Genomic DNA, 15,065 nt, shown 5'->3' with positions numbered 1-15,065 from the left:
GGATAATGAAATGACAAATCAAACATATGGTAACATGGGAAAAATCCTCAGGATAGATCTTACAACAGGAAGCACAAAAACAGAAGATGCCAATCCATACTATAAAGAGTGGTTAGGGGGAAGATGCTTAAGCCATCACCTTCTTTTCAAGGAAGTGGACGTGGCAAAAACAGACCCCCTCTCCCCCCAGAACATGATATTGATCAGCACAGGGGTTTTGGGCGGAACCACATTTCCAAGTTCCGGCAGAACCCACGCAACTTTTCTGTCTCCCCATAATACCAGCGGTTGGGGGGACAGTAACTGCGGAGGTCATTTTGGACCTTCTATGAAGCGCTGTGGCTATGACATGCTTATTATTACGGGTAAATCCCCCAAGCCTGTTGTAATCCAAATGGAAAACGACTCGGTCAAACTCTCTCCCGCACAAGACCTTTGGGGAAAAGGGTGTAATGATACCCAGGCAGAACTGTTAAACAAGAATGGAGAAGAGGCAAAAATCCTTTGTATCGGTCCGGCCGGTGAAAATTTGATTACGTTTGCCAATGTGCGTACCGAGCAGACAAACTCCATGGGGCGTTGCGGTCTGGGTGCTGTATTTGGTTCCAAAAACCTTAAAGCCATTGTTGCCAAGGGAACCAAACCTGTGAAACTCTTTAAGCCAAAAGAGTTTTATAAACTTAGCCTTGAACTTCGCAACACGTTCATGGATCCTGATTATGGCATGGTTCACAGCCTGACCTATAAATTGATGTCCACCGGGGGAGTTCCAGCCGTTACCAATCTCATTGCCCAGACAGGTATGACTCCTATCAGAAACTGGCAAAGATGCGGTATTGATCCTAAATTTGACAAACTTGTGACCTATTGGTTTGAAAAATGGGGCACCCGCAGGGAGTCCTGTTTTAGCTGTCCTGTCCACTGCCATGCTTCCTACGCAGTAACTCAGGGCAAATATCCCACCCGGGGCGGCGGTCCTGAATATGAAACCACCACCGCATTTGGACATAAATGTGATGTGACAGATGAAAAAGTTGTTCTCAAGCTCAATACCATGTGTAATGACTACGGCCTTGATACCGTAGAAACAGGTGCCCTTTTCTCAACATTGATGGAACTGAGAGAAAAAAATATCATTGATAAAAAATTCACTGATGATGTTGACCTGGTTTTTGGAAACGGCGATGCCATGGTGGAACTCATGCCGAAAATAGTGTTTAAGAAAGGATGCGGGAAAAAACTGGTTTTAGGACCCTACCGGCTTGCCCGGACACTTGGTGAAAAAGCAATGGAATCAGTCTACCACCAGAAAGGAATGTGTGCCACCGGGGTTGAAACACGTTCAACCATCGGCTCCATGCTTCAATTTGCTGTTTCTCCGAGAGGCTCGCATCACCTGAGCGGTCTGCCCACTGCAGAATGGGTCAATGTGCCTGCACTCGGTTTGCATGTTACAGGCCATAAAGAAGCAGGGGATATCAGGTCATACCATCCCGAGGGAAAAGCAAAACTGGTACAGTATTATGAAAATCTTTTCTTTATGAGCGATTCTTTAGGAGTCTGCAAGTTTAATTTTGGACATCTGGGCTATTTCCATGACAAGCCGGAACATCTGGAATACATGTATGATATGGTTCTTAAGGGGATTTATTATGCTTCCGGCATCAAGTATAGCAAAGAGGAGTTGTTTGCCATCTTTGAAAAATCCAACCAGATTGAAAGAGCTACCATTACAATGCGCGGGATCAGAAGAAAGGATGATCAGCCAAACCATAAATGCCTGACACAAAGTTGTCCCGGTGATCACCCTGCGGGACCTGTTCCTTTACCACCAATTGATAGTAAAAAATACAATAAAATCCTTGATGCTTACTATAAAGTCAGAGGCTGGGATAAAAAGACAGGTATTCCAAAGCAAGACCATCTAAAAGAACTCGGGCTTGTGGATGTTGCAAGAAAATTAAAAAAAGCAATCGCCTGAACCAGGCAATCTATAATTAGCAGGGTATGAAAATCCCTAAACATTAATTAATTTAAAGGAGGTTTTATGGAAATTACTGTTAATACTCCTATCACCCATTTAAGACCTGATTTGCGAAATGCAACGGTTGAAGTGGCTGAAGGAAAGACACTTCGGGAATTCATGAAAGACGTAAGCTTATCGGATTATTCTATCGAGTATGTCCTGATAAACAAAAAGAAAGCAGAGATGACTCAGCAGCTAAAATCCGGGGACGATCTTTTTTTTATCCCAATGATGGCTGGTGGTTGATGACTCATCTGCCCTTTGGTTCCCATTTATCTTAAACGGTTTTTTCATAATAACAACTCCGAAATGAGCCGGGAGATACACGACACAGACCCTAAGGCCTATCGCTATATACCCGCAGGAAAAACCATCCAGTCTGCCCCTCAGAGCGTGTTGCCCTTTAATCTGATGGAAAAGGTCATTGAAGATGCCCGTGGCATTGCATTGGGGCATTGCCCCTGCCGAGTGGGCTTTGCCCTTGTCGGCGGCGGATGTGATCACCCCACTGAGGTCTGCATGAAATTTAATGATATGGCCAGTTTTTTCATCGACAAGGGCTTTGCAAGAGAAATTACCAAAACCGAAGCCCTTGAAGTGATAAAACTGGCCGAGGAACATGGGTTGGTCCATTTTGTGGATAATACCGAGGGAGAGATTCAGCATAACTGCAACTGCTGCGGGTGCGCCTGCTGGAATGTGGGAGCCATTCGACGAAGATCAACCCCCAGGAATGCAATTATGGCGACCTATTTCATCCGGGAAACAGACATTGATAAATGCATCGGGTGTGGGGCGTGTGCAGATATCTGCCCGGTGGATGCCGTGAATATGTCGGCCGATGATGTGTCGGAAACTGATACCGACTGGTGTATCGGTTGTGGTGTCTGTGTCACGGCCTGCCATACGGACGCAATTGCCATGGTATACAGGAAAGATAAAACGCAGGGTCTTCCGGCGCAAACCTTTGGTGATTTGCATGAGTTGATTTCGATGTATCGCAAAAAGAAAATTAAACCTGCAACAATCGGATTAAATTTGAAAAAATCCGTGAGGGATGGATAAAAAAAAGTTTGGACTCTTGTTAACCGTTTCAGTTTTGGATTGACTTGAATACCGCTGACTTGGAATCCGTATAGGATGACCCAAGCCAGCGATGATTCGTCAAATAAAAACACACAACACAATGGGGTAAGCTATCCGCTATTTTTCAAATCCGTATTTATCCCAGTTGTTTCTTACTTTTTCAATCACTTCAGGCGTATAAATATTGGGATTGTCCCATGAATGGCGATACGGTGTCTCTTCCGGTTTCCAGGAATGGGGAATGGTTGCGTCAAAAACAACATTGCTGCCGTCTCCGGAAACCCTTTGTTCCGGCCCCAGGTAGGAGGTGCCGTAAGGGTAATTAAACGCATGTTTGTTCACGGCTATGTCTTCGGCAGGGTCCAGGCGTGTGCAGAAGGCATGAAACCACTCATTTAGATTGGTGATATCAATATCATCATTCACAACAACAACCTTGGTGGACAAGGCCCCCATTTTATGTCCCAGAATCGTTGCGCCTATTCTGGAGGCAATGTTGGGATACGGGGTTTTCGTGGCCACCACAACAATGTGAAGCCCGCCTTCCGGAGGCACATAAACCGAGGTTACCGGCAACCCGTTTTCTTTTAATATCCGCAAATACTCAGATGACATGCCCATGCCGGCGACAATGGTGCTTTCACATACGGGCAGCCCTAAAATTGAGCTGATAAACAGGGGATTGTTTCGGTGTGTAATCGTTTTGACTTTAAAAATCGGGTGCTTAAAGAACAGCTTGGACCGGTATCCTGCATAATTGGTGGAGGGGCCTTCGTCTGCCAGGGGTTCATCCACCGACAACTCTCCCTCCAGGACAATCTCAGAATTTGCCGGAACTTCCAGGTCTATACTGGTGCATTTTACCAGCTCAAGTGGTTCTTTTTGCAGGGCACCTATGATGTCGGGTTCACTGACACCGGCCGGCAGGCTCGTGCTTGCAATCAAACCTGTCAAGGGAGAACCGCCAATGGCAATGGCAAAGGGCATGGGCTTTCCCGCAGGTTTATACTTTTCATAATACATCATGCCGATATGCTGAGCCGGTGAAGTGAAAACCGTGGTGGATGTTTTATCCAGAATCATGGAACGGTAATTGCCGTAATTCACCCAGCCGCTGTCAGGATCTTTGCATATTGCGCTGTTCCAGGTCCCGATATTGCGGGCCTGACGTGAATCCAGCCCGGCATGGCCTTCGGACGGTACGGGAAAGGAAAAAAGATCTATATTGTCACCGGTTATCACGTTTTCCTGGCAGGGTGCGTTCTTCACCAGCACCGGCTTGATCGGATTTTCCTTTCTTTTGTTGTATTCGGCCATTATATCATTAAAATGACTGTCCGGGTCCATCTCAAGGGATATGGCATACCTTCGCCATGTGCCGATGGGGGTCATCACTACATCCCATCCGGGATATCCTTTAATATCGGTAAACAGCTGGGCCGGGCCCTGGCGCTGACAATTTCGCCGGGTAATCACAGACATTTCCATATCAGTACTCACCTGCCTGTCAACAACCACCAGATCCCCTGTTTCCTTTAATCTCTCCACATATTCTCTAAAGTTATGGTACGGCATACCAGTCTCCTTATAAAAGCAAATTAATTTATCTTCTTTTTGTACAGGCTAATCAGATTCAAGCCTCACTGTCAAGGCAAAATTTATTTTATAAGGATAAATACGATAAATATACAGTCATTATTAGGCTAATAATAATATTTGACTTATTATATAAGTATAATAATTTCTTTTGCTTTATAATTTAAATATATAACCTGTTGTGCGAATCTGTGTTTTAATGAAGGCGGATTATGAAAATTTTCAATCTGTGCGGTTAGTTTTTCAGCTTATACCAGAGGGTTGGAATAGCACATAATTTCAGGAAGGCTGCAAAAACCATTTTGTTTTACTCTGAGGGCTTGCGACCGGGTATTTTCCAAAAGCTCCAGTCAGTTTGCCCCCCTCTTTTGTCCCCGTGAATCCCGCCGCCTCCCTCGGAAACCCTGCCACTGTAGCCGAAAGCAATTGCAGCGGTATTGGCAGGCAATTCCAATTGCTTGTTAAAGGTCATCTTTCCAAGGGTATGAAAATCAAGACGATAGGCAAAAATCCGTATCAATTTTGAATCCAGGACAATACCATCAGGGTCCAGCATGTGAAGATTGAGCGTTAAGTTGTCCAGAGTGCCAAAGCCCATGGTGATGTAACTCCTCAGTGTTACATCGCCGGAAATCTGTAAGTTTTGCATCTTTTTTTGATATGTATAGTCGATGGTCACGTCGCGGGTCTGCCAGGCTCCGTTATGGGGTTTGCCATCCTGTACAATTATGCGGTCGTCTTCTGCAACCCATGATCCATTGTAAGTAAAAAACTTGGCAGAACAGCCGGCCAGGAGAATTGTCAAAAGACACACCCAAAATAATTGAAGTAAAATCAAATTTGTTGTTTTTGCATGCATGTTATCCTCCTCAATGATGGGTTGATGTTTGAGATCATTCATCATTCATTTCAATAAATTAAGCACGAAACTGCATGTGGGCAATAGATTCTATTTAACGGATCAGATCACCAAGGCCAGAGGCCCTGTGGGTGCGCTGCCCAACAGCAGATGACAGGATATTGTCATGGGAACCTACCATGGTAAACCAGGAACGGGCCCGGGTGATGCCCGTATAGACAAGCTCCCTGGTCAGCACCGGACTCATGGTGTCAGGCAGTACCAATGCCGTGTGGTCAAACTCAGACCCCTGGGATTTATGAACGGTCATGGCATAGACCGTTTCCACCTCTCCGAGACGGGATGGCAGAACCCGCTTAAGAGAACCGTCAGCCATGGGAAAAACAACCCTTAATCCCCGGATTGCTGGATTGTGTTCGTCCATCACAAGAAGCACAATGCCTATATCCCCGTTCATCAGCCCGAGGCTATAGTCGTTACGGGTCACCAGGACAGGACGGCCCGGATACCACCCCCGGGTTGAACGGATCAGTCCTGATTGGTAAAGAATATTGGCGATCATTGTATTCAGACCTTCAACGCCCCGGCTGCCTTTTCGAAGTGGAGTCAACACCTGAAATCGATTGAAATTGTCCAGTACTGCCCAAAGCCAGGCAGTCTCGGATTCCCATTTTCCCGGACCTTGGGCCATGATCTCAAGAAAGGCGCGGTAACCGGTTGGCCTGTCCTGATCCTTTTTTGGGGCAAATGCATTGGGATTACCATCAAGTACAAGATGCCGGAACCCTTTATCATCACAAGTGTTGATCATAAGATGAACAATATCGGGAAAGCTCTGGTTCCAGACATCAACCACCCGCTTTTTATCGCCTTGATTAACGGATCGGGCAAGTGCGCCGATTCCGCTTTGTTCACCAAACCTATGGCTTTTTCTCAATACCACGATCTGCTGGTCAAGATCGCTGCCAGGACCGGAAAATGCCGACACATCAAAGCCGGTTGACTGCTGTATCCAATTTACGGTTTCAGCCCTGTAACAGGGGTTGGCAGCATTTGCGCACAGATCCCCCAGCACAGATCCTGCCTCCACCGATGCCAGCTGATCTTTGTCGCCAAGAAGAATCAGCCTTGCCGTTGACGGCAGCGCCCCAAGCAGGGCGTCCATCATCTCAAGGTCGATCATGGAGGCCTCGTCCACCACCAAAAGATCCACATGGAGTGGATTGTGCCGGTTGTGAATAAAATTGCGGGAATCGGGACGTGAACCCAGCAGCCGGTGAAGAGTTGATACCTTGGTGGGCATCTTTGCCCCGATCTCTTTTGGCAGACGGTCCATGGCCTTGCTGATGGACTCGGTCAAGCGTGCTGCAGCCTTGCCCGTGGGCGCGGCAAGACGAATTCTCAAGACTTTGTTTTTTTCCATGGCCAGGCCCTGCAAAAGCCCCAGCAATTGAACCACAGTGGTTGTCTTGCCCGTGCCCGGCCCCCCGGAAATCACGCTGAATGCACTGGTTGCGGCTACGGCTGCTGCAATGCTCTGCCAGTGTACTTGTTTTTTTTGTGTTTCCATGGGTGTTCTCAACGGAGCAAAAAGTTTATCAAGGCGATTTTCAAGATTGTCCGGCACTGGAAATGTTTGACCGACACGAAACAAAATTTCTTCGGCCACCCTCCGGGTATAATGCCAGTACCTGCGAAGATAAAGACGGCCCGAATTCAGTACCAAAGGGGTGGCAGCGGTGTCCGTTCCCACAAGGGATGAAGCACCAAGGCTCTCTTCCCATTGAGCTTGCGTGATATTGCAAAGAACCTGGGAGGGTTTTGGCGGCATTAACTCCCCTGTCTCCCCCTCGGGAGGAAGGGACAAGGTGGCATCAGGATCAGCCAGGGCGGCACGCAGATCCAGGCAAACATGGCCCCTGCCCAGCTGATGACTTGCAAGAGCCGCTCCGATCAGCACCAGGGCAGAGGCGTCCTTTTCCTGTCGGCCCAGAAACATAACAAAGGCACGATCCAAAGGCCTCAGCCAGCCTCTGTCCGTCCAGGTTTGAACCAGATCATGGGGGTCAACGGTCAGTATCATGGGGATCTCCTTCTTGAAACTGCTTATTTTCTTGTAACAATTTGCCTTTTTGGCACCGTTCGCCTTTTTGAAACAATGTATCCAGGGTGGTGATCAGCTTTTTTGAGGGTTTGTCAGCATACAGGCCCTGGCCGGAAGTCGTAACCCCCCGTAAAAAAAGATAGGCCACCCCGCCCACGTCACGGTCATAGTCATAATCATCCAGCCTTGCCTTGAGAAGGCGGTGCAGGGCCAGGGTATACAGCACATATTGAAGATCATATCGATGTTCCAGCATGGCATGTGCCATGGCCTCTGTTCCATAAGCGTCCTGGGTTTCGCCCAGGTGGTTGGACTTGTAATCCAGTACAAAATAGCGCCCCTGAAAACAGAAAACAAGATCAATAAATCCCTTGAGCATGCCGTTGACAAGATTCTCCTGCAACAGGGGCCTCACCCTTCCCTGCAGAATATTGTTTGTAACCAGGCTGTCCAGCACACACACATCCACATCATGAGCTGCAAACATGAACTCCATCTCGGCTCTGCAATTGTTCAAGACAAGGTCTGACAGCCGCATGGGACTGTCCGGCAGGGGCAGCACCACGGTGACAAATTCCATGAGCCAGTCGGTCAGAACTTCTGCCCAGCCGTCCCATCCCCGCCGCGCACAAAGCATTGCAATCCGCTTGAGGATGACTGTCCGATCCTGTGCGACCCTGTCAAATCCATGGGTTGCAGCCCATTCCAAAATATCGTGAAGAAACGTTCCCGGCTCAGGGCCTCTTGGAAAACAATGGATGGAGCGGGCATCAGCCATGATCCGGGGTGCAAGATTTATTTGTGTTTCTCCTTCCAGAAGCTGATCCTGGGCCGCACTGTCCGGGGAATCAATTCCTTCATTTACCTGATTTGCCTGATTTGCCTCGTTTACCTCATTTAAATAGCCGGCAAAATGTTTTTCCTGTCGGGGCATGGCAGCACCGGACAAGATTCCAGAATAACTTGTAATTCGCCAGTTACGGGGAATGATACCTTCAAAAACAGCTGCCTGGGACAGGTCGGGTGGTTCCGGGCCGGGCTGAAAAACATTTAGGGAAGGCACAGGCAGCGGTTCAATAGTCATGTCAAGACAATCCGCCTTAAAACCCGTCAGGATTGAAGAAAGTTCGGCTGTCTGAATCATCCTGCCCCCGGAAAGCAGGTATCCCATGCCCGACTGGTGAAGGGTTGTGGTCTCCCCGGATTTTTTGGTTGTTTTTCCCATCACCCCAATGCCCAGCCAGCAGGCAAAGCAGGAGCGGGTCAGGGCAACATAAAGCATTCGAAGATCCTCTGCCAGCCTTTCCTTATCTGCCAGTTCAAGTTCTTCTTCTCCCGGATTCACCTCCAGCCGGAAATTGCCTTTGTCATCATGGATCTTAACCATGGGTGTGTTGCGGGCTGTAAGGTTGCGGAAGCTGCAAATAAAAGGCAAAAACACCAGAGGGTACTCAAGACCCTTTGATTTGTGTATGGTCACCACCCTTACCAGTTCCCGGTCGCTTTCAAGGCGCAGAATTTCGTCATCAACACCGCCTGCAGACTGCTCAATCTGCCCTGCCAGCCACCGGATCAGTGCCTGCTCTCCGTCCAGGGTTGCGGCCGCTGTCTGGAGCAGTTCGGCAAGATGCAGCAGATTAGTCAGTTGCCGTTCTCCTGAGGGTGTTGACAAAAGGCGGGCCCCCACATTGAATTCAAGAAGCAGGGCGCGTACCATTGGCAGCACTCCCTGGTTGCGCCAGATTTTCTGAAACAGCTTAAACCGTACAAGTTCGGCTTCCCAGGCAATTTCATCGCGGTTTAATTTGTCCAGCAGTTTAAGAGGCAGATCCAGAACAGGTGTTGCCAGGGCAGTTCTCAACATCCGCTCGTTGGAAGGCTCCATGCAGGCCTGGAGAAGATACAGCAGACAAACAGCCTCCTGAGTGTCAAACACGGATTCCCTATCCGAAAGATAGACCGATCTGACCCGCCTTTTTTCAAGGGCAGCGCGAACAGCACGGGCTTCCATGCCGTCTCTTACAAGAACAGCCATGTCCGAGGGGCAAAGAGGTGTGATCTGCCCATCTTCTGTTTGAAACCCTGCGCGGCAGGGAGTCTGTCCCCCCAGATTCAAAAGCCGGACGATCCTGCCTGCCGCAGCATCTGCCATCCGTGTAAGATAGCCGTCAGGGCCGGTCTTGACAACGGGTTCTTCCTGGTCCATCTGCCACAGGGTCACAGGAGTGGCCTCTTTTCCATCCACCATCAACTGCTCGGATCTTCCGCGGGCAAGTACCGGTTCAAACAAGATTTCATCTTTAAATAAAAACGCTCCGTCGGGAAACCCGGAAGCTTGGCCAAACATCCGGTTGACGGCATTCACCATGCCTTTTGTGGACCGGTAATTTTTCTCCAGGGTGTAGTGACGCCCCCGTGTGTCTTTTCTGGCCGCAAGATATGTGTGAATGTCGGCTCCCCTGAAGGCATAGATCGCCTGTTTGGGGTCTCCGATCATAAACAGGCCTGCCTGTTCCTGTTCCAGATAGATGGTGCCAAAAGAGTCATATTGCACTGGATCAGTGTCCTGGAACTCGTCGATCATGGCCACGGGAAACTGGCAACGGATTACTTCGGCCAGATGGCTGTCAGGCCTGGACAAAGCCTGCGCCAGACGGCTTAAAAGATCGTTGAACCCCATTCTGGAAAGCCTGGTTTTTGCCGCTGTGATACGATTGTTGATCCGGACTGCGGCATGAGACACAAGAGCTTGTTTGACATCAAGAGAATCAATACATTCATTCATTTGATCAAGAGCGTCATAAGCAGGGTGCATGGGAGGACTCTTTTTTTTTGACACCCCGTTGGCAAGGCCTTGCGCTGAAAATTTTTCCAGGGCCTGATCGTCCGGCAACGGGCCGCCTTTGTTGACCCACAGATCCATCTGGGTTATCCAGCCTGTCAGTGATGCTTTTCTGTACTTGTTGTTGTTCAGGGTTTTGTCTGTCTGGGCCTTGCGCACCCGGTCAACAGCTTCTTCAAAGTCTGACGCCCATATAATGCGGGCATCTTCAATTGATTGCCTGCGGTTTTCCAACACCTCAAACGGATCGGCATTGACTTGTATTCCTGCATTGATAATGGGCGAAACCTGTTTCAACAGGGCCTGGGGGGTGGTGATTGCAGCAACAGCCTTTAACAATGCCACTGTCTCCACACTTTGGGGATAAAAGCTTTCACGCCAGAAATCGCAGGCTGCCTCCTCCATCAAATCCTGGTCGCTGGGTGCAAGCTCCAAATCAAAAAGCGAGAGACTGTCAAAAGCGTGCTGGCGAAGCATGCGCCTACACCAGGCATGAATGGTATGGATGGCTGATTCATCCATCCATAAAGCGGCCTGGTCAAGCAGCCGTGCCTTGCCCGGCAGGTGGTCGGGATCGTATTCGGCTTTAAGATTTTCCAGGAATTCATCTCCATCACCCTGCCCCCGGAAAAAAGCCGCAGCCTCGGTAAGGCGATTTCTGATCCTCTCTCTGAGTTCTTCAGTTGCTGCATTGGTAAAAGTGACCACCAGTATTTCCGGCGGAATCAAGGGGCGAAAAAAACCGTTCTCTTTGCCGTGCCCCAGAACAAGACGCAGGTAAAGAGCCGCAATGGTGTAAGTCTTGCCCGTTCCAGCACTGGCCTCAATGAGCCGGGTGCCGTGAAGGGGAAAGGTCAGGGGATTTAATTTTTCCGGCATAATCATGCCTCCTTTCTAACGGCATTGACCAAAGGTTTATAAAGAGTTTGACAAAGCCGTTCAAAGCTGTTGTCCCGTGCCTGCCAGAGTGCGTCAAAATCAGGAAAGGCTCGTTGAAGGTAAGGATCATAGCCAAGCTCTCCTTTTGATTGGAAACCGTCTCCTTCATAAGTTTTTAATGCTTTGCTCTTTGCTGTTTGAGCATCTTTTGTCATCAGAGCGTCAACATAGGCAATTCCCGTCCTGGCCGTCACGGCAAGCGGGCGGGTAAGCCCTGTCCAAAACTGTTCAATAAGGGTCATGAGAATTTCCATGGCTTTTGCAGGCTCAAGGGGATCAAGGCTTGCAATCCCGTCCGGGGCAACAAGGAAACTGGCAAGATTTATGCCCTGGGCGCAGCCTGAAACATGCCGTATCCAGAGGGGAATCAGGCAGTAAATCCGCAAAACATTTCCCTTTTTGTCCAGAATGGATTTGGGATAAAATTCCCACCGCCCGAAACGTGGCAAAGCGTCCGGGGAATCTGTTTGATAAAGCCGATCCAGCCAGTCGTCCAGAGCAGTTACCAAAGACCGTTCAGGATCAAGGGGAATCGATATTTCCATGGGGTCACACTTTAGCGGCCATTTGGACAAGAGGGCCTGGTGGTGCTTGAGCATGAGCATAACCGGTTCTGAAAGCTGTTGTGCAGCCAGCAGGCCGAATCCCGCCATGGGCAGTTCTCCCGTGCGGGTCAGACGCTCGGCTTCTTTTAAAACAGCGTTTTGCATCTGTGCAGGATCGGCAGAAAGCCCTGCTTCCAGAAGCTGGTTGCCAAGCCCGAAAGGTGCAAGGGCGTCAAGGACAAAAGGTTCCTGGTCTTGACTTACAACACGGATTTGATCAAAGTATATGGACAGGCGCTGGTTGAAAAAATATTTCACGGGATTTTTCACAAACCGGATCAGCGAACCAAGGTTAAGAATTTCATCAAACAAGGTCTTCTCCAGGGAATCTTCAATGATCCCGGATTCCTTAACTTCAAGGGAACTTCGCCACTCATGGGCATAGGTAAAAAGCCTGGGTTGCGTTTTGAGAAAATATGCACTGCCAAAAGGCTGAAGTGGATGAATACAGGTGAGCTGATCTATAAGTGTGTTTTTTTCATTGTCGTCATCCCCACAATTTTCAAGGCTCCAGCCTGCGCTTATATAGTCCCGAAGCTGGCCCACCATAACCGACGGCATGCGGGGGCTGTTGTCCCTGACATCTCTTCCCACATAACTGATATAAAATTTTTCCCGAGCCGAGAGCAGGGCTTCCAGAAAAAGATAGCGGTCATCCTCCCGCCTGGACCTGTCTCCCGGCCGATAAAGACCTTTTTGGGCCATAAGGTCGAAATCAAGTGGCGGATGGCTCCTTGGAAATTCTTTGTCGTTCATTCCCAAAAGGCACACCACCTTAAAGGGAATGGCACGCATGGGCATGAGGGTGCCGAAATTGACCATCCCGGCAAGAAATCGCTGGGAGATACTGGATTGTATTATCATTCCAAGAAAAAAATCCCGTACAACGGCAAGGGTCAGCTCCCTGTCAAGTTCGGCCTGGCTACAGGCGTCGAGCCAGTTGTCCAGCACCTCGTCCAGGCGGTTGAAAATCAGTCGGTCCCGGCTTTCTTCGGGCAGAAAACAGTTTTTTGCAAGAGATCGGATGCGCAAACACCATTGTTCAGGAGACCCCGGCCTGCTCAATATCTTCCATAGGCTTTCCATCTGCTCGATCACGGCTGCCAGGGGGCCGATCAGGGCGGCTTCAAGCCCCCCCACTTCATCATAGGGTTCAATACCGTTCCATTCCTGGGCCTTACCCACGGCATAGCCCAGCAACATTCTTTTCAGGCCAAACTCCCAGGTGTTCTGTTCAAGACCGGGCGGCAGCCCAAAACCGGTGCGCTGATCCGGGTTCAATCCCCAGCTTATGCCTGCGCCCTTGATCCATTGGTGAAGCTTTGGCAGGTCGGCTTCTTTAACACCGAACCTGTTTCGAAAGGCCGGAACCTCCAGCAGGTCCATGAGGTCGCTGACAGCCATGCGCGAATCGGGCAGGTGCAGAAGTTTTTCAAGGGCCTTGAGCAAAGGAACGCTTTCCCTGCCGGGTTTGTCCGCAATGGTAAAGGGAATAAACCGTGAATCATGAAACGCAAGGTTGCCGAACACAGCTTCGATATGGGGTGCATAGGCCTCGATATCCGGAGTCATCACAATGACATCCCTGGGATTTAAGCCTTCAATGGTTTCAAAGCAATGAAGGAGCTGGTCCTGAAGGATCTCCACCTCCCGCTGGCGGCTGTGGGCCAGCTGGAAACTTATGGACAGGTCATCTTCTGTCACCTGTTGTTTGTCTTCTTTTTCACCGGGCAAAGGAACAAGGTCGAGGATCGCCTGCTGAACCTGTTGCAGCAGGCTGCCGTTTGTGCCCGGCGCAATAAAATCATCAAACAGGTCTATCTGGGCAAACTGCTGTTGATAGGTATCAGGCTCGTCATATCCGTAAAGAAGGCCGATGTAATCCCTGCCCTGTTTGCCCCATGCCGCAAGCAGCGGGTTGGCGTGCTGGTGCAGCAGTTCCGGATCAAGAGGGTCCGGCATGGAATCCTTGCTGCGATGACGGGCATGTTCGATGCGCAACAGGTCACGGTCTTCAATGATATCTGCCCAGAAGTGGCGGCAGGGATTGTGTACAAACAGCAGCACCTGGCAAAGGCGGGACACGGCATGCAGGGTTTCCAGCACCTGTTGGGGCAACGATGAGATCCCAAATACCATTACCCGGGGCGGCAGGGTGTCGGGCCGGTGATCCATTTGGGCAATCTGCCTGAGAAACCGCTGGTGAAGGTCTGCCCGGCCGATCTCCTGAAATTGTGTTGGAATATCGTTTTTCAGCCTGCGCCACAATTGGGCCTGCCATTTGTGTTCCAGGGGCAATTCAACGGGTTCACCCCTGCCGGTTTTGAGCCGATCTTTGCCTTTTGACCAGTCTTCTAACCAGTCGGCCCGGTAGACCTGATACTGATCATAGAGGTCTGCCAGGTGACAGGCCAGCTGGTATTGCTTGCGCTGGTCCTCATCGTGTTCAAGGAACCGGTTCAGGGGTAGAAACGCCTCCTCCTCCGACAGCAGGGGCAAGAGCCTGAAAAACCGCCAAACCAGCCGATCCCTGTCATAGGGAGAGTCCACGGGGATACTGTCATTTCCCAGTACGGAACGATAGGCGGTCCAGACGTAGCGTCCGGGCAGATGAACTTCAAGCCCGGCACTGATGCCGCACCCGTCGTCATCAGCCAGGGCAAGCTTGAGCCACTGGGCCATGCCGTTGCTCTGAACGATGAACTGCTCGGTTTCCAGCACCTTCAGGGGATGGGCCTTGATCCAGCCTGCAGCCACTTTTCTCAAGTCTTCCAGGTGGTTGGAATGGATAATGGAAAGGCCGGGGACAATTTCTTGTACGCTGTTGATCTTATGGTTCTCCATGGTTCGCTCCTGAACGGATTATGCCGGTTGAAGTTATGCTGAATCTCCCTGAAAGGAGCCATTACCAATATTCGCAATGCTTGTAAAGATTTTATATGAACGCAGTAGGTTCTGGGTGCTTTTGATCAGGAAGGGTTTCATCTTGCTTTTCCAATGCTTTGCAC

At 49.7% G+C, this 15,065-nt stretch carries 8 protein-coding genes; 3 read left to right on the top strand and 5 right to left on the bottom strand.

Features of this window, described 5'->3' with window-relative positions; genetic code table 11:
* Window positions 1-10: 10 nt before the first annotated feature.
* From BLT94_RS16480 to BLT94_RS16470, 3 genes are all read left to right on the top strand, one after another.
* Complete coding sequence (locus tag BLT94_RS16480) at window positions 11-1,981, top strand: aldehyde ferredoxin oxidoreductase family protein (protein ID WP_092236525.1); 1,971 nt, start codon at window positions 11-13, stop codon at window positions 1,979-1,981.
* A gap of 66 nt (window positions 1,982-2,047) precedes the next feature.
* Window positions 2,048-2,272, top strand: coding sequence for a MoaD/ThiS family protein (locus BLT94_RS16475; RefSeq protein ID WP_092236521.1), 225 nt, complete (start codon window positions 2,048-2,050; stop codon window positions 2,270-2,272).
* A 63-nt stretch (window positions 2,273-2,335) separates the two neighbouring features.
* The gene (locus tag BLT94_RS16470; protein ID WP_139169053.1) at window positions 2,336-3,091 is read left to right on the top strand and encodes a 4Fe-4S binding protein; all 756 of its coding nucleotides are present in this window, start codon (window positions 2,336-2,338) and stop codon (window positions 3,089-3,091) included.
* Between the two features lie 138 nt (window positions 3,092-3,229).
* Here BLT94_RS16470 and BLT94_RS16465 read toward each other — a convergent pair whose 3' ends face one another.
* From BLT94_RS16465 to recC, 5 genes are all read right to left on the bottom strand, one after another.
* Window positions 3,230-4,687, bottom strand: a complete 1,458-nt coding sequence (locus BLT94_RS16465) for a UbiD family decarboxylase (RefSeq protein WP_092236515.1) — start codon at window positions 4,685-4,687, stop codon at window positions 3,230-3,232.
* A gap of 328 nt (window positions 4,688-5,015) precedes the next feature.
* Window positions 5,016-5,567 carry a hypothetical protein gene (locus BLT94_RS16460; protein ID WP_092236512.1) on the bottom strand — a complete coding sequence of 184 codons (552 nt, stop codon included), beginning with the start codon at window positions 5,565-5,567 and terminating at the stop codon, window positions 5,016-5,018.
* A 94-nt stretch (window positions 5,568-5,661) separates the two neighbouring features.
* Window positions 5,662-7,650: an exodeoxyribonuclease V subunit alpha gene (gene recD / locus BLT94_RS16455; protein WP_245743155.1), complete on the bottom strand. Its 1,989-nt coding sequence runs from the start codon at window positions 7,648-7,650 to the stop codon at window positions 5,662-5,664.
* Window positions 7,634-11,392 carry an exodeoxyribonuclease V subunit beta gene (gene recB, locus BLT94_RS16450; protein ID WP_092236505.1) on the bottom strand — a complete coding sequence of 1,253 codons (3,759 nt, stop codon included), beginning with the start codon at window positions 11,390-11,392 and terminating at the stop codon, window positions 7,634-7,636. Before recB ends, recD begins: the two co-directional genes overlap by 17 nt.
* A gap of 2 nt (window positions 11,393-11,394) precedes the next feature.
* Complete coding sequence (gene recC / locus BLT94_RS16445) at window positions 11,395-14,901, bottom strand: exodeoxyribonuclease V subunit gamma (RefSeq protein WP_092236502.1); 3,507 nt, start codon at window positions 14,899-14,901, stop codon at window positions 11,395-11,397.
* Window positions 14,902-15,065: the final 164 nt, after the last annotated feature.

Source organism: Desulfobacula phenolica (assembly GCF_900105645.1).
In the GTDB taxonomy this organism is placed as follows: domain Bacteria; phylum Desulfobacterota; class Desulfobacteria; order Desulfobacterales; family Desulfobacteraceae; genus Desulfobacula; species Desulfobacula toluolica.
This window is presented reverse-complemented; position numbering and strand designations above follow the sequence as displayed.